The following is a 16,941-nucleotide window of genomic DNA, read 5'->3' as shown; positions in this document are numbered from 1 at the left end:
CCAAACCAACATAAAGGGTCATCACATGCTCCTCGTTTGCACTGAGGAGAACATTCTACCTCAGCCTCGAGCGCGCGATTAGGCCATGTGGTTGATAAGCACGCCTTCACTGCGGATCATGAGAAGCAGAAGGCGATAGCCAAAGCGCCGGCGCACCGACGCCAACTCGCGCAGCCGGACGCGAATGGTCGCGTCGTCAGGCCGAAGGCTGAGATAACGCACCGAGGACCGATCAGCCCCAATCACTTCACACGCCCGCCGCTGACTGACCTCAAAACTCGAACAAAGGTGAGCCACAGCCTGCCGCCTTGCAACGGGCGTCACCATTAATGGGATGGTCCGCCCCGTCCTCCTCCCTCATTATAGGAAGTTCAGATCCAAAGAGGAGAGTATCATGGCCCATCGCAATTTGCCGCTACCTGCGGCTGTCTATGGAATCGAAATTGGCAAGAACCTGTTCCACGTCGTTGGCCTAAGCTGCGACGGCACACCTGTTCAGAAAGCTCGCTTTCGACGGGAGACCCTTCTTCAGTTCTTTGCTCGCGCACAACCAAGCATAGTTGGCATGGAATCCTGCGCCGGTTCACAGTGGCTCGCCCGGAAGATAAAGGCACTAGGTCACAAGGTGCGCTTGATCCCCGCGCAATTCGTGAAGCCCTACGTGAAGTCAAACAAGAACGATATCATCGACGCTGAGGCGATCGCTGAGGCCGCGACGCGACCGACAATGCGCTTCGTCGCCGTGAAGGAGGAGGACCAAGTCGATCTTCAAGCGCTGCATCGGATCCGTGAGCAGATGGTCGGCTCGAGGACACGCCTGATCAATCAGATGCGGGCTTTCTGCCTCGAGTACGGCGTACCTTTGCGTCAGGGTGCCGGAATATTCAAACTCGAGTTGCCGCGCGCTTTGAATGACGAAGGAAACGATTTGTCACCAGTGATGCGTCGCCTGGTGGGCGATTTTTTCGCTGATCTCCGCCGCCTCGAAGAACGGATCCGCGAAGTGACACAGGAGATCGAAGCGGTCGCCGATCGGGAGGACGTCACACGCCGGCTGATGACAATCCCTGGTATCGGCGTATTGGGTGCGACCGCTGTACTTGCCGCGATCGGTGATGGGCTGCAGTTTCGCAAGGCCCGCGACCTTGCTGCCTGGGGTTAGTGCCCAGGCAATACTCGACCGGCGGAAAACAGACGTTGCTTGGCGTCAGCAAACGCGGCAACCGTTATGTGAGAAAACTTTTAGTGCATGGCGCGCGATCTTGCTTCCGGCATTTGGACCGGACGCGCGATCGCCTAGGAAACTGGCTCGACGGGCTGCAGGCTCGGATGCATCCGAACAAGGCCGTTGTCGCCCTAGCGGCCAAGATGGCCCGCATTGTCTGGGTGGTCTTGAACAAGCCTGGAGCTCTCTACGAACGCAGAGATCCTGCTTTCACCTGACGCTTCTGGCTTCGATTGCAAGGCTCGGGAACAGTGATGACGAAACAGTGGATCAACATGCCGTAAGCCCTGTGCAAAAAAGCGGGCTTCGTGCCCGAACCATTTATTGGGAACGGCGTGCGCGGATCTCATCATGGCCTGGCTGCAACCGCAGTCCACTCGCGAGAGGCCGGATACATTTATGCAACTGTAAGCGTCATTTTTGCTGTTACGAACCCTTGCACGGACGGGGCGGACCATACACCAGTGCCTTCAGCCGCTTAGCCTCCGACACCTCCATACCGCCGAACTTCGCCTTCCATTTGTAGATGCTGGCGTCGCTGACGCCGTGCTAGCGGCACAGGTCGGCAACCGAAACGCCGGCCTCGTGCTCCTTCAAAATCCCGATGATCTGCTCTTCCGAAAAGCGGCTGCGCTTCATGCTCTGGTCCTTGTCGTGGGCCAGAACGAACTTCAAACTGGATTATGCCCGTGGGGCAAGGTCAGGGTCGTACTTCCCTTCTGAGAGCAATCCGACCGCACTGCGGACGACTTCAAGCGAGACTTCTTGCAGATCAAAGCCTCCTCCGGTGAATGTAGGCGCATTGCACCCTAACGGCGTGACGATTCCGGTATTATCGAGACGCGGTTTGGATATATGTTTCTCGTCCTTCCAATGTTCATGGAGGCAAACCAAGCAGCTTTTGGAATCGTGAACAAAGCGCGCGTCCACGCCGCCTGCGAGCCCCACGGTCGCGTGGCCCATCACATAACGCACTTTCAGTTGGAAAGTGATTCCCCGAGCCAAGCCCCTGCCAGGGCGAGGGGTAGAGACTCGACGGGAAGCACTTACAGCGGACATCGCCGGGTGAAGGGATAGTCCAGACCAGGAACGCCGGAAGGGTAACAGGCGACGCGATCGGATCATGAAGCGTTTCAAATCGTCCCGTCAGGCTCAACTTCTCTCAGTTCATGATCAGGTCGCGAACCTTTTCCACATCCTCTCTCTCGGAGCCGTCACTGCCGACTTCCCGTCGTGTTTCGCGCGAGCGAGCCTTTGCGACTTGGCGCGAGATCTCCACGACAAGCGCTCGCCGAACCTTGACCTCGGGGCTGCTCCAATTCGTTAACTTGACGGCGCCGCCTTGACGAATCTCCGCGAGCGGCGCCTATATGTAGCCCGTCACGGTCTTCCATTCCCGCATCTCGTAGGATGGAAGCTAAGAGGGAACCCGGTGCGCCGGCAACGGCTATTCCGAGGCTGCCCCCGCAACTGTAAGCGGCGAGCGGTTGTCATCATGGTCACTGGCGCGACAGCGCTGGGAAGGCCGACAGCCCCAGCGACCCGCGAGCCAGGAGACCTGCCGCGACTGAACGAAAGTCCTCGGGCGGGGTGCCCCGGTGGGTCGCTTGCAGCTGGTGATATTTGTCCGATCTCCTCGCAAGTCGTCCGCACGGCCCCCAGCCTCAAACATCGCGGGGTTGCCGATGTCGCCGTCTTACGATTTCGATCAGCATGGTCATCTCGTCGCGCCACCGAGTGTGCGGCCGCGCCTAGCGCAGGCGAAGCCTGCCGCGCCTGAGCCGTGTCTGGTGCCCCTTTCGCCATCGCCGGCTCCGCTGCCGTGGCCCCTCGCGCCATCGCCAAAGCCGGCCGACCTCACGCTCGATCCGTCGCGCGACGACTTGTTGACGTCGTTCGGCAAGCTGACGCTGACCGACCGTTATCTGCTCGCCGGCGAAACTTACCAGGACATGTTCAGGCGGGTGTCTTGCGCTTTCGCGGACGATGTTGCGCATGCCCAACGTCTCTATGATGCGATGTCCCGGCTATGGTTCATGCCGGCCACACCGGTGCTCTCCAACGGCGGGACCACGCGCGGCCTGCCGATCTCCTGCTTCCTCAACTCGGTGGCGGACTCGCTCGAAGGCATCCTCGGTACCTGGAACGAGAACGTCTGGCTTGCTTCCAACGGCGGCGGCATCGGCACCTACTGGGGCAATGTTCGCTCGATCGGCGAGAAGGTGAAGGGCGGCGTCACTTCAGGCATCATCCCGTTCATCCACGTCATGGACGGCCTGACGCTGGCGATCAGCCAGGGCTCGTTGCGGCGCGGCTCGGCGGCGGTCTATCTCGATATCCACCATCCCGAGATCGAGGAGTTCCTCGAGATTCGCAAGGCGTCCGGCGACTTCAACCGAAAGAGCCTCAACCTGCATCACGGCGTCAACGTCACCGATGAGTTCATGCGTGCCGTGGGCGCCGGCACCGTGTTCGCACTGCGGAGCCCGAAGACTAACGAGGTCGTCCGCCAGATCGATGCCCGCCAGCTGTGGCAACGCATCCTTGAGAACCGGCTCCAGACTGGCGAGCCTTATCTCTTGTTCATCGACACCGTAAACCGCGCGCTCCCCACGCATCAGCGCGAGCTGGGCCTCAAGGTCTCGACCTCCAACCTGTGCAGCGAAATTACCCTGCCGACCGGCATCGATCATCGCGACGAGGAGCGCACCGCGGTCTGCTGTCTGTCGTCGCTCAACCTCGAGACCTGGGACCAGTGGAGTGAGGAGCCCACCTTCATCGAGGATGTCATGCGCTTCCTCGACAACGTGCTCAGCCACTTCATCACGGTGGCGCCGGACGGCATGAAGCGTGCCCGCTACGCTGCCCTGCGTGAGCGCTCCGTCGGCCTCGGCGTCATGGGCTTCCACTCCTTCCTGCAGGCCAAGGGCATTCCAATGGAAAGTGTCATGGCCAAGTCGTTCAATCTGAACATGTTCCGAAAAATCCGTCGCGACGCCGACGCGGCATCCGTGACGCTCGCGCGCGAGCGTGGTCCGTGCCCGGATGCCCTGGAACGCGGCGTGATGGCGCGCTTCAGCCATAAGATCGCAATCGCGCCGACCGCCTCGATCAGCATCATCTGCGGCGGCACCAGCGCCTGCGTCGAGCCAATCCCGGCCAACATCTACACCCATAAGACATTGTCCGGCGCCATCTCGGTGCGTAATCCGCATCTCGCCAAAGTGCTTGCGGCGAAGGGCGCCGACACTTCGGCGATGTGGCAGTCGATTATAGCACACGAAGGATCGGTGGCCCGTCTCGACATCTTGTCGGAGCACGAGAAAGCGATCTTTCGCACCGCTTTCGAGATCGACCAGCGCTGGATCGTCGAGCTTGCCGCCGACCGCGCCCCGTTCATCTGCCAAAGCCAGTCGATCAACCTCTATCTCCCAGCCGATGTCGATAAATGGGACCTTCACATGCTGCACTGGACGGCATGGCAGTGCGGATTGAAAAGCCTCTACTACTGCCGCTCAAAGTCTATCTCGCGCGCGTCGTTCGCCGGCAAGATCGGCGACAGCGACGAGGTGGCGGCGCCGCAGCCGCAGCGTACTGATTATGAGGAGTGCCTTGCATGTCAGTGATCGATCTTTCGGCCGTCGATCCGCGTACGCTGATCGGCAAGGGACGAGTGGGGCTGCTCGACTCGACCGGAACCTATGATGTCGATCGCTACGCCTGGGCTTACGAGCTCTGGAAGCGCCAGCAGCAGACCCATTGGATGGGCGAGGAGGTGCCGCTCGGCGCCGACCTCAAGGACTGGGCGTCGGACCGCGTCACCCCCAGCGAGCGCGCGCTGCTCACCCAAATCTTTCGTTTCTTCACTCAGTCGGACATCGAGGTCGGGGACAACTATCTCAAGCGCTACATCCCGATCTTCCAGCCGCTCACTGTTCAGATGATGATGTCGGCCTTCAGCAACATGGAGACGGTCCACATCGACGCCTATGCGCTGCTGCTCAAGACGCTCGGCATGCCCAAGACCGAGTTCGAGGCATTCCGCGGCTATGCCGAGATGCGCGCCAAGGCGGACTACATGCACGAGTTCGGCGTCGACAGCGTGGCCGATGTCGCTCGGACCTTGGCGATGTTCGGCGCCTTCACCGAAGGCATGGCGTTGTTCGCGAGCTTCGCCATGCTGCTCAACTTCCCGCGTTACAACAAAATGAACGGCATGGGACAGATCGTAAGCTGGTCAGTGCGCGACGAGAGTCTGCATTGTGAGGGTATCATCATGCTGTTTCACGAATGGCACCGCGAAACCGGCGCAGTGACGCGCGCTGTCCGTGACGACATCGTGGACGTCGCCAAGACCATGGTGAAGCTGGAGGAGAACTTCGTCGACCTCGCCTTCGGGCTCGGCAAGATCGAGGGCATGCGAGCTGAGCAGATCCACGCCTACGTCCGCTATGTCGCCGACTGGCGACTGACCCAGCTGCGGATTGCCCCGGTCTTCGGCTTCTTCGAGGCCAAGGAGGGCGGATTCATCCAGCTCAAGCCGCATCCATTGCCGTGGCTTGTCGAGATTCTCAATGGTGTCGAGCACGCCAATTTCTTCGAGCAGCGCGCCACGGAGTACTCCAAGGCGGCGAGCCGCGGCAGCTGGGACGGCGAAAACGGGGTGTGGGCGGCTTTCGGCCGTATCTAGCCCATCTTTATTCATGAAGGGCCTGTGGGTGGCTGGCGAATGTGGTGTAAGCCGCCGATGGGACGTGGGATTCGGTTGCTGAGACCAATTCTGCGCTGACATCATCGAGGTAACCACACCGGCCATGGTCGACGATACGATTCTGCCCTTCCTGTTTCGAGCGGTCAGGCGCAAGACGATCACAGCCGCCTTTGATGGGGGGCGCTGTTTTCAGCGGCTATGATGTGGAGGGCTCTACGACCCGAATCCGCTCGAATGCGACAGGGGACCAGAGGACTTCTCGTTCCGTGGATTCATAGCACCCGAAGGATCATTGAAATCCCTTGGCTGCGTCCAAAAGGCGCCATCAATGCGGGGCAGGGGCCCTTGCCGGCCCGGCTTAGATGCGTTCAGTCTAAGGCATGAGGCTTGGAGGTTTTGAGTGATGACGGTGCTGTCGATGAGCCGGGCTGAGATCGACCGGGTGCATGTGTTGCGGGATGTTGTGGCGGAACGGATTGCAGTGCGATGGCAGCGCAACTGCTTCCGGTCACATCGCGGCGGGCATTCCGGCTGCTGAAGGCCTATCGGATCGGAGGCCCTGCGGCACTGCTGTCGAAGAAGCGTGGCAAGCCGAGCAACCGAGCCTATCCGGCGGCGTCCCTCGACCGCGCCTCCGGCGGGTCGAACATAGGGCGATCAGGCCAGCCTAGCTGTCCTCTCACCGATGACATTTCTAGTGAGCGGAACCTGCGACTTGTCTATCAGGCGCCGACACCGCGAATTTGGTGAGACCCTGCGCGGGACTGCCGAACTCGCCGTCGATCGTCGCGGACACTCCGCGGTGAGCTGCGTCATCCAACTACAACAGCGATTGTGAGAAACTTCACGATACAACCTCGGCCTGAGGCTTAGGTTAGGGTGCATCGAGTAGTGCTACGGATGTGCTGGCCCCTATTTGGTCACCACTTTGCATGTCCCGCAGCGATAAGCGATCGAGGCATCTTCGGGTTTCGCTTCCCTCGGAGTTTCAGAAACGGGAGAAGCACATGGTGGGACGTCTTCCAGAACGTCGGATTGATCTAATAGCGCGGCTCGAGAGTTGCGGGCCGCGCAAACGTCTTGCCATCGACGGGGGCGGAATCCGAGGGGGCCTCTCGTTGAAAATTCTAGAGGAAATCGAGCGGTTGCTAACCAAGGCAAGCAACCGCGCCGACTATCGTCTGGCGGACTATTTCGACTATGTCGCCGGAACCAGCATCGGCGGCCGCGCCGGAGAGCGCCGCCAAGCCTGAACCAACGAACCACGCCGTCTTGCTGTCCACACCAGCGGGCTTGCGGGGGCGAGCAAAGGCTTCGTAGTTCCCATTGCTGTAATACATCGCAACGTCAGATCTTGTTTTATGTGACAATTGGTCCGCTGCTAGTCAGAAGATGCTTTCGGGCGCCTGACACTTGTACGGGACGCCGATCGTCAGACCGCCATCGACGACGATTTCGGAGCCCGTAAGATAAGAGGACTCGTCACTGAGCAGGAACAACACAGCCTGTGACACTTCCGGCGGCTCGGCTGCCCGCCCAAGCGGAATGGGAAAACTGGAAGAATCTAAGTCCTTTGTCATCCAAGTGTTGATTAACCCCGGATGAACTGAGTTTATTCGAACCCCAGACGCAGCGGCCTCCAAAGCAGCGGACTTGGTAATGCCCCGCACGCCGAACTTGGAAGCAACGTAGGCGTGAAGCCCTGCACTACCCCTCAGCCCCTCGACCGACGAGATGTTGACGATCGAGCCTCCGCCCGCGCGGCGCATGGCCGGCAGGGCAGTCTGCATTCCCAAAAATACACCGGTGAGATTGACAGCAAGGGTCTTCGTCCACTGCTCAAGCGGAAACTGCTCGATAGGAGCAATACTGGCTATGCCGGCATTGTTGACGAGGCCATGCAGCGCGCCAAACTTGCTCTCCGCAGCCGCGATCGCTTGGCACCATTCCTCTGGCTGAGCGACGTCTTGACGCAGATAGATCGCGGATGTGCCAAGGCCGGCCGCGAAAGCCTCGCCTTCTTTACGAAGAATATCGGTGATCACGACTTTAGCTCCCTCCGCTACCAGCAGGCGCGCATGAGCGGCCCCCATCCCTCGAGCCCCGCCGGTCACCAGAATGACTTTTTCGCTGACACGTCCCATGATTTTGCTTCCTCGACAGTGTGGTGGTGCAAGGTCTTTGTGACATCCACTATGCTCTCAATTGGCCCCTGGTCGATCTGCTGTGTCCCGCTGCGATGCCCAATGGTTGTGCGTAGTCCCCGTGCAACTAGGCGTGAAAACCAACTCGATAACGATTTCACGTCATGGACACGCGTCCGCCGCTCAGGCGTTACCGTCGGAGTGTTGAATTGGCATCGCGACATTGGGCCACCTTGTTGAGCCCGACAATTCACGACCGAGCTTCCTCCGCAAGATGGGCGTGGACTGCAGGCGACGCAATGCCGGTTCCGCACAGGTGCACGTACTGAGCTCTTGGTGGCTGGCCGCGGGAGTGGGGCGCAGAACGCATGAGGTTCTCCGAGCCTTGAGAATTGGAGTATCCACCCTGTGCAATCGACGCGCCGAGAATCTGATACGAATGCAAACTCCAGCAACTCTTGCAGAGTTGCTACAGCTGTTCCGATCTTCTTACGCGACCTGGGTATCCGCTAGCATGCGTTTCGGGCCATGCACAGCGAAAGCGTTTCGACTTATGAAGGCTTAGTCGAGCCACCCACAACTTTGAGCCATGCGAGCTCCTCATCTGTTTATGTCCCGCTTGATCATGTCGGGCTTTCGACATTCCGCGTCGCCAATCAAACAAGCGGGAAGGCAACAGAAGAAGAGGCGGAGGTTGTCGGCGGCCTCCTCGTACTCCAATTCGACATCTTCAGCCGAGCGAGTCCTATAACGCCCGATGAGGTGCTTGGCATCGACGTTGCAGACGACAGATACAGAGGCCTGTCGAGTTAGCGTCATCGTCGGTGAGCACGCTTCGCCGGAATGAACGCACAATCGTCAGGCTCATTCTGCAGCACAGAATTGAGGTGCAACGCGCAGAACTGGATGCGTCGTCGGTAAGACGATCGCGATCACCGGATCTATGAGCCGACGGATCACCGAGCCGCATTGGAAGTTGCACATCACAGTCTCTTCAGGAGGCTTCAACAACCGAATACTCTTGGTGAGATGAGTTAGCTCAATCTACAGTTGCGTCCAAACACTCCAAGAGAGAGGAGGAATGCGATGCCCGACGTCAAAGGTATTCCGTTTGATGCGCCTCTCTACCGTGGGAGCAAAGACCGTGGCAGCGCGTTTCTCGGCTGCCAAGCCATAAACCTTGTATTCAGCGTGGGGCACGAGGTGTCCTCGCTATTACCGAAGGGATTAGTACCCGTAGCAAACCCTGCAATCGCCATTGTGGGGGTCGCGAGCTATCCCTCAAGCACTGTGGGGCCGTACTTGGAGTGCTATTCAGGAATTCAAGTTCGTGATCCCGGCGGTGAGACCGGCTTTTACATTCCTTACATTTACGTGACAACGAATGATGCAGCGCTTGCCTCGGGACGAGAGGTTCTTGGTGCTCCAAAAAAGCTGGCGCACATTACTCTGATTAGAGAAGGTGGCCTAATTCAGGGTGCGCTCGAGCGTCCAGCTGGCAAGCGCCTGCTCACTCTCACCGCTCAACCGGACCAGCGCATGAGCTCGAGTTCGCAACAGATGTTTTCTGCGCGGACGTATTTCTACTCGGTTCGGCATCTGCCCCCCATCAATGAGCGCGGGAAGGGCGCAGTAACGCAGCTCGTCAAATGGTGCACCGCGCGAACGTTGCGACGCGACGAGCTTGGCGAAGAAGTTCAGTTTACTGGACCCACCTCCCTAACTTACGACTCACCCTCGATTATCGATCCCGTGCACAATATTGCACTTGGCGAACCCATGCTTGGCACATACGAGGAGTATGACGCCAAGCTCGAGGTCATTGATATCCTTTCGGAAACCGCAACTCCAGGTAAACAGTGATCGATAAGCTTAAGGAGTTCATCCAATCCTGAGTTCAGCCCGGGGCTCTCGGCATGCCCACTAATGGGCCGTTACAGCATCGCATCGATCTCGCGTCGCTGTAGACATGGGGCTTGGCGCGCTTTCATCGGGGCAGCATGCCGTGCAATGACCGATCTGCACTGCGCACCCGATAAGTACCTGAGCATGCGCAAGGGGCTGGGATACAAGTGTGAGCACCAGACCCGTCGGCTCGCCGACTTCATTGCCTTCTGGAGAAGCGCAAAGCCAGGATCATCACCAAGAAGCTGGCAATGGAATGGGCAATGCCGCCGCCCGATCGGCATGCATCCTGGGCGCCGCGATTGAGCGACGCGCGCGGGTTCGCGGGTTCGCGCGCCATGTCGCCAACTTCGACTCCGAGAGCGGAGGTGTCGCCCGTCGCCTCTCTTGCCCCAGCAACTGTCCGATCTCCGAAAGGTCGCCGCAGATCGGAGAAGCTCTGTACTGAGACTATGTCGGAAGATATGTACGCGTCCGGTGACGGCCTCACCGGGCGGATACGAAGATATGGGCGCAGCGTTGGGCGCGCCTTCGATTTTAACGCGATCGAGGGTGGCCTTGGCGTATCGCGCATCCAAAAACAAAGCCGACGTGTGGCGCGAGTGTGCGGACGAACAGCCGTGGGCACGAGGACTTTGGGCGGCCATTGCGCAGATATGCAACGATAGCCGCGCCAATGTCTGGCAGTATCGCGGCCCTTGGCGCGAACGAGTATCTCGCTGGAGCGCCAGTCCATATCATCGAGCGTGCTCGTCGGCCCACAGGCCGGAGCTTGGCCAACGGGCAACAGAATGGCGCAATCGCGCCGTCCCATCACCGTCTTTCGGTCGCAGTCAAGAGCCTTCCGCACCTGAGCGGTAGGCAGATAGGTCGGTAGAGTTGCGAGCCTTCATCGGCGCATCTGGTGGAACACAGTCCCCCAACGAGCGCGAGTTCAGCCCTCGATGGTGGAGGTAACGGAGAAAGGCAGGCAACGACCAGCACATCGCCTTGCGTGTTCCCGGGCTCCAATCCGGGCGTGGCGCTCAACGTAGCCGATCACGTCCTCTTGGCTGATCTTGCACAGGGCGGCAGCGCCGCCGGAGCACACCTCGTGCAGGAACCTGCGGATGACTGGGAGATGGCGGACGATGGACTTCGGGGCCAACCGGCGCTCTGATCGCAGATAGACATGAAAAGGGCGCTGTTGGGACGCAGAGGGATCAACGTTAATTAGTCGAATTGTCACGACTGAAGATCATGAAGGGACATCAGCATGTTGGATTAGGCTACGCTAAAGGCCCGCGCTACATGCTCTGGTCCTCATATGGGTCAGAGCGACGGCAAGCGGTTTACCGCCAGGGCGATGAGCTGCAAGCCAGAATACCAATCGCGCGCAGCGCGGCAGCCGCCTTCGCCAGTGGTGTGACAACCTTGACGGTGCCGATTTCCTTGCTGGACATAGCGTCGACTCGTTGCAGCAGTCTCGCGAAGCTGTTTATTTGTCTCTCCAGGAGAGCGATGTCAACGTAGTCGCCCGGTTCCGTACTTAATAGGTACTGCGGCACGGTTACCAGCGCGATGTTTGGGATGCCTTTTAGATAGAGCGATTGGCCTTCGCCGAACTGAATGAGCGGGTTTGGGGCCGACACTCGCGGCGCTTGCCCGGTTGTACGCCACTCTGATTCAATGAGCGCCGTCAGCTGCGGGTTGGAGGCGTAGAGCAGTTCGGGTTCAGGGTTGCCTGTCGGGCCATAGTTGTTTTTGAGAGGATCATCAAGGTATTCCCGAGCACCGAGGTGCTCGATCACCAGACCTGCCACTGCGTGGCGATTTCCCGGACCACCGGCCCACCACTGCGGGTGGTCCCGCAACCAGCGCGAAGTGGCTTGGCCATGATCGGTGACCGCCGGGATTCGGAGGTGTCCAGCGGTTAACAGGAAGACGGCTGTGCGTGCCAACGGTTGAGCGACCACTTGGCGCGCGAGTTCGACCAAACCGATGTGGCCGTTCTCCTCGAGAATATTTGTACCGTCGCTGTGGCTTACCACGAGGATAGTTTCGTACGGGGCGCTGTTACCTTCCACGGCTGCCCATATTGTTCGCATAGTGCTGTCTCGCTCGATCACGGCGTCGAGGACGAGCGTCGCCCGCCTGCCCCTTGAGGCGGCGTCCAGCACGAAGCCGGCCTCGTCTCCAGCCACGAAGACGCCTGGAATGTCCTGGTAGGGCAACGTGAACGGTAAATACTGCCCTTTGGCGTTAGAAGGGCTAATGCCGCGCCAGGCGAAGATCACGGCCTCAACGCCAGCTCGTCGAGCACGCGTCAGACCAAGGCCGGCGATTGTCGTAGGCAGCAGCGGCATAGTAGTCTTGCCCCATGCATGCGCCCGATCCCAAGTCTTGACCACCGCACTAAACGGGAACTCACGATTGCGGACCTCGATGACCGCAATTCTGCCGCGTGCTTTGGTCCATCGCGGTATTGGACCACGCAATCTGTACAACTGCTTCTCGGTCCCAAGCGGGCCGGTGATCCCGGAGTAGGGAAAGACCGAAGAGATCTCTACGTCGCGCCCGTCGATCTTAAGGCGCAGACGGTCCGGGTTCTCGGCAGGCATGCTCCAGCGATCGAAATGCAAGACGTCCTCGTGAACCCGCATACCGAACCCCGCCCACTGCTGTTTGACATGCTCGACAAGTTGGTCGTGGGTCTTTGAGCCCGAGACTCGGGAGCCAAGGGACTCTAGGTACATCAACTCGGCGCGGATGGTATCGTGGTCCAAGACGAAGCCTCCATTCTTGCGGAGCCCGGCGGTAAAAAAGTGGCCCAACAACCTATATCGGAGCGACGCCACTCGATTAGCGGCGGCTGGTTCTTTGCAAGGGGGGCCGCATCGGTATCCGCTCCCTTCTTTCCTCAATCCAATTCTTGAACTTTCGGGGCCGCCGTTACGATCAGCGCTCAGGATACGGAACACACAATATGGCTCGCGTCGAGCATGTTTGGTCGATCCGGTGAGGGGCGTCAGAGTACTATGTGCAGGACGAACTGGCTTCAAATCATGGGCCAACTACGAGGCGCATAGACATTGCCCTCATTTGCCACGCCTGACATCCTCAAGCCGACGGTCGTCCTTTCGTCCCAAGCATCGGCGCTTTACTCAGCCTCCATTTCCGCCAACGGATTTTCTGTAACATCGGCAGTGATTGGCGGTTGCTGAAGCACCTGAGCAAACCGCAATAGCAGGTCGATCGTGCTCGGCGACATTTCCGCAATGGGACCGGGTATATAGCATGCGACCAGGTAGGCGCGCCGCCGCTCCTCGGACTCATCCAGCAGCAACGGCAGCGTCTCGATTGCTTGCTCCCGTTCCAAGGTGGCGATAATGGTCTGCTGGCGCGTGATTGCAGTCAGGCGGTCAGAAGGTACGGAGCGGAATGGCTCGTTCTGCGTCAGGACGCTTGACCAGCGATCTAGACGATCGCGACGGATACCGCCGCGATCGCTCACAAGCAGCGCCATCATACGGATGAGAGCCTCGATGAAGCCGCCGGTCGCGATCATCTTAAGCGCAAACTGAACGTCCGGGCGCGACCGCAATTCTTCGGGCGTCATTTGCCTCGGGATCACCTCGTAGGGACTACCAAAGTAGCGCTGAAAAGGAGTGTTCCACATGCTGTGGAACAGCAGCTCATAAATCATATCGCGCAGGTCGCGCCAGAAGATAATGGCCTCTGCAATGTGCTGCACATACAGTGCTTCCGCAAGCAGGAATGGATTATCTACTCTGGCCTTTGCTCGAGACCGACGAACCTGTTCGGTCATCGACTTCAAGCCAGTCAGCATCAGATTTCGCGAAGAAATTACCGCTCGCGACAGGCGCTCCGGGTGAACAGTTCGACTGGCGTCGGCCGTGAAGCTTGTGACTGCCGCTCTTACGAAGGGGCGGGCGATCGTGTGATAGATCTGTGCCTGCAGTTGAGAAGTGCGGTGAACCGCGTCGAAAGGAAACTCGTCACGATAGTTGTCATTCAATGCCCGGATGTCCTTGAAGCTGCGTTCGACCAGTTCAACACTGAAAGTTTTCCGCCCATCATGCTCTTGAATATCCTTGACGCACATTTCGTAGAGCCCGGGCATCAACGCTTCGATCGCTTCGAAAGTGGTTGCGACTTGCCTGAACTCTCTATTGACAACTTTTGAAGAGACGAAGATGCCGAGGTGTCCGATGTCATTATGCACCATGTAGATAATGTGTTGGCCGCGAACGCGGATTTCCTCCTCGTTCTCATAAACATCTGTGATCCAATTCAGGGCCTGCTGCGGCGGCGTAACGTTGTCCCCATGGCTGGCAAACACGACGATTGGTGCCCGAATCTGCTTGAGATCCACGTGCTGACGCTCCGATCCCAAATAGGCCTTGTTTTTGCCAAGCCGGTTGCCGATGAACAGGTTTTCTAGAATCCAACAGATCTCGTTCTCGTGCAGCAGGCAGAAACTGCTCCACCACTTCTCGCTGGCAAGGAAGCTTCCGCGTGCCGTGTCCACGTCGCGGAAAAGCTCAGCGTACTTTAGGAACAGTCGCTCGGGATTGAGCAATTCGAAATTGTGTATGAGATTGGCCCCATCAAACATGCCCTTGCCGAGATCGCACAGAAACATTGGGATCCAGACTCCGCCGTATATGCCAGCAATGTAGCGGAAAGTATTATCGCCGATGTTTCCCGACACAGCCGTCACTGGCGATCCATTGATGACAATGGGTCCTGTCAAGTCAGGGTTTGTTGCGGCCATGACGAGGGTCGCCCAGCCTGCTTGGCAGTTGCCAACAACGGCCGGGAGAGGGGCGCGCGGATGCCGGCGCGCCACTTCCCGAACAAACGCCGCTTCGGCGCAGGCAACATAGGAAAGATGTTGATCCTGCTCCGGCTCGCGGCGGAAGCCCACCAGATAAACGGGATGACCTTGGCGCAATACGACGCCGACCTGACTATCTGGTGCGTGGGCGCCGACACCCGCAGTGTGTCCCGCACGCGGAGGGATGATAACAAAGGGCCGACGACGGGAGTAATCGGCCGTAACGTCTTGGGGCGGGATGATGCGTAGCAATACAAAGTTGGACTTTATGGGAAGATCCCGCCCGTCCATGATCGTTTCGTACTTGTAGAATAGACCGGGTGGACAGCCTGCCGCCTCATGTTCAAGGAAGATGTCGCCGCTTTCTCGGAGAAGATCCATTAGCAATATGGTGCGCTGGCTGGCATCGCGGATGTATTCGCGCCAGGAAACGCCAATCTGTCCATTCTCACGCAGATTCCGCAGATCTTTGGCCAGACGTTCGCCGCTTGCCAAGAGCTCGGGCAGGAGCATAAAGACCCTTTCGCAGCTGCGCTTGACCCGCAGTGTCCACCCGATTTGCAGAACGTTGATGGTCCTGGCACCTGCCTCTATCATGCGATCGGCGTGGGCTCTGAATGGGCTGTGGGTGAGCGCGTGCTCGAGTTCTGCACGTTGCGCTTTCATTGACTGGGCCAGGTTGGAGCGCTGGAACGAGTCAGACATGGCCTGACCTCCTCTGTTCTAGAGTAGATGCCGCCCCGTAATGCTAATTCACGCTGTGGTGCCGGATTGCCTATCGATGGCGTCTTTCATCTGGCGAACTGCTCGCAAGCGAGGTCAAAGAGTGACCAAGAAAGCGTAACCTCAAGAATACGTTGTGCGAGCAGGGTGACTTTCCACCAGGTTCCCAGTCTCTCTATGCAAAGCCGATGCCAAGCATCGAGCGTAATGGAGAGACAAAGACGGCGAAGCTCGTTTTGTTCTGCTGCACATCTTTGTCCGATAGAAACCAAGGCTGTCAGAGATCGGACGCTGCGGGTGATCTTTGTTAGACAGCCGACGTCTTTACATTCCCTGATCCCCCTTGCAGGACCTCGCGAGCCGTGTAGCCGAGACAAAGCGAGAATAGAGTTGGCAGTGTGGGACGATGCAGCGTCGATCGGAGCGCACCGGCTTCGAGAAAACCTTATCCCGCGGACCGCGCTACCGACTTTGGACCGGTTCAACCGCGCTCCGCTCTTCACGGCACAACCGCATGCCGACATCGAGGCTGCGTGGCCATCGGCTGAAACATGGTCCCACAATATGAGCAGCTCAATCAGCAGGCGAGTTGGCACATCCGTTGCTTTTGCGGTCTGTAACGACTCGGTCGCTTAGCGCAGCAGAGGATTGCGTCTCTCAGAATGATCTCAAACATGGAGAAAGATCATGGCGAATGAAACTAGACTATCCGTCACTAGGGAGGCTAGTGAACCCGCGTTCCTTCCTGAAGCATGGCGCCCACTTGAGGCATTGCGCCACGATGTGGATCGCTTGTTCGAAGACTTCTTTGGCGGCGAGTTCTGGCGCCGCTCGTCCCGTCCGCACGCTAGTCTTGAAAGGTCCGCTGCCAAGGTGGCCGCAAGCCCGGCAGTGGATCTTAGTGAAAGCGACAAGGCTTACGAGATTACAGCCGAGCTGCCTGGACTCGATGAAAAGGACATAGAGGTTCAAGTCGTCAATGGCGGACTGACCATTAAAGGTGAGAAAAAAGAACACAAGGAAGAGAAGCACAAGGACTACTACGTCTCCGAGCGCAGTTACGGCTCCTTTACGCGCTACTTCGGCTTACCGGAATGTGTGGAGGCCAGTAGAATTGAGGCCTCTGTTAAGAACGGCGTCCTTCGGGTGACGTTGCCGAAAAACACTGAAGCTCAGAAGCCGCCCAAGAAGATTGACGTCAAAGCAGCCTAGGAGCCGACTTGTCCATGCGAGGCTGCCCTCAGCACGCAGGATCGCATCGAGCGCCAACAGCCGGTCGCAAGAAGGCAGCGAACACACTAGCATTACAGTTGCATTTTGTTGATGGTTCTGAATCCATGGGCGACCATGATTCGGGATATGATGATTGGTGGCGCGTCAGTTGAAGATACGC

At 58.6% G+C, this 16,941-nt stretch carries 9 protein-coding genes, 4 pseudogenes and 1 riboswitch; of the genes and pseudogenes, 7 read left to right on the top strand and 6 right to left on the bottom strand.

The genetic code is table 11. The features are described 5' to 3' along the window. Positions 1-90: 90 nt before the first annotated feature. Positions 91-327, bottom strand: a pseudogene (locus GGD62_RS41345) (IS3 family transposase); the annotation flags it as partial. 67 nt (positions 328-394) lie between these two features. Between GGD62_RS41345 and GGD62_RS39960 the strand changes: the two are divergent. Beyond that, positions 395-1,443: pseudogene (locus GGD62_RS39960) on the top strand (IS110 family transposase). A gap of 244 nt (positions 1,444-1,687) precedes the next feature. Here GGD62_RS39960 and GGD62_RS39955 read toward each other — a convergent pair. Continuing rightward, positions 1,688-1,864 (bottom strand): annotated as a pseudogene (locus tag GGD62_RS39955) (transposase); the annotation flags it as partial. Positions 1,865-2,330: 466 nt separating this feature from the next. Between GGD62_RS39955 and GGD62_RS39950 the strand changes: the two are divergent. From GGD62_RS39950 to GGD62_RS39935, 4 genes and pseudogenes are all read left to right on the top strand, one after another. Next, a pseudogene (locus tag GGD62_RS39950) lies at positions 2,331-2,571 on the top strand (hypothetical protein); the annotation flags it as partial. Positions 2,572-2,591: 20 nt separating this feature from the next. After that, positions 2,592-2,806, top strand: a riboswitch (cobalamin riboswitch). Positions 2,807-2,910: 104 nt separating this feature from the next. Further along, positions 2,911-4,851 (top strand): ribonucleoside-diphosphate reductase subunit alpha, encoded by a 1,941-nt coding sequence (locus tag GGD62_RS39945; RefSeq protein ID WP_183714672.1) that lies wholly within the window; start codon positions 2,911-2,913, stop codon positions 4,849-4,851. Continuing rightward, positions 4,842-5,915: a ribonucleotide-diphosphate reductase subunit beta gene (locus GGD62_RS39940; protein WP_183714669.1), complete on the top strand. Its 1,074-nt coding sequence runs from the start codon at positions 4,842-4,844 to the stop codon at positions 5,913-5,915. Before GGD62_RS39945 ends, GGD62_RS39940 begins: the two co-directional genes overlap by 10 nt. Before the next feature lie 953 nt (positions 5,916-6,868). Continuing rightward, positions 6,869-7,189: a patatin-like phospholipase family protein gene (locus GGD62_RS39935; RefSeq protein ID WP_409333998.1), complete on the top strand. Its 321-nt coding sequence runs from the start codon at positions 6,869-6,871 to the stop codon at positions 7,187-7,189. 132 nt (positions 7,190-7,321) lie between these two features. On the opposite strand, the gene GGD62_RS39930 is transcribed toward GGD62_RS39935, so the two are convergent. After that, a complete protein-coding gene (locus tag GGD62_RS39930; protein WP_183714663.1) occupies positions 7,322-8,080 on the bottom strand; it encodes a glucose 1-dehydrogenase in 759 nt (252 codons plus the stop codon). Positions 8,081-9,166: 1,086 nt separating this feature from the next. Here GGD62_RS39930 and GGD62_RS39925 point away from each other — a divergent pair. Beyond that, positions 9,167-9,943, top strand: coding sequence for an acetoacetate decarboxylase family protein (locus GGD62_RS39925; protein ID WP_246800527.1), 777 nt, complete (start codon positions 9,167-9,169; stop codon positions 9,941-9,943). A gap of 241 nt (positions 9,944-10,184) precedes the next feature. On the opposite strand, the gene GGD62_RS39920 is transcribed toward GGD62_RS39925, so the two are convergent. The 3 genes from GGD62_RS39920 to GGD62_RS39910 form a co-directional block, all read right to left on the bottom strand. After that, complete coding sequence (locus GGD62_RS39920; RefSeq protein WP_183714660.1) at positions 10,185-10,325, bottom strand: hypothetical protein; 141 nt, start codon at positions 10,323-10,325, stop codon at positions 10,185-10,187. 991 nt (positions 10,326-11,316) lie between these two features. Further along, positions 11,317-12,750 carry a hypothetical protein gene (locus GGD62_RS39915; RefSeq protein WP_183714657.1) on the bottom strand — a complete coding sequence of 478 codons (1,434 nt, stop codon included), beginning with the start codon at positions 12,748-12,750 and terminating at the stop codon, positions 11,317-11,319. Positions 12,751-13,124: 374 nt separating this feature from the next. Then, complete coding sequence (locus GGD62_RS39910; RefSeq protein ID WP_183714654.1) at positions 13,125-15,530, bottom strand: DUF3141 domain-containing protein; 2,406 nt, start codon at positions 15,528-15,530, stop codon at positions 13,125-13,127. 705 nt (positions 15,531-16,235) lie between these two features. Between GGD62_RS39910 and GGD62_RS39905 the strand changes: the two genes are divergently transcribed. Continuing rightward, on the top strand, positions 16,236-16,760 hold the full coding sequence (locus GGD62_RS39905) for an Hsp20/alpha crystallin family protein (protein ID WP_183714652.1): 525 nt from the start codon (positions 16,236-16,238) through the stop codon (positions 16,758-16,760). Positions 16,761-16,941 lie beyond the last annotated feature (181 nt).

It is taken from the genome of Bradyrhizobium sp. ERR14 (assembly GCF_014198235.1).
Lineage (GTDB): Bacteria > Pseudomonadota > Alphaproteobacteria > Rhizobiales > Xanthobacteraceae > Bradyrhizobium.
The sequence above is the reverse complement of the archived record's forward strand: the minus strand, read 5'-3'. Positions and strand labels throughout refer to the sequence as shown.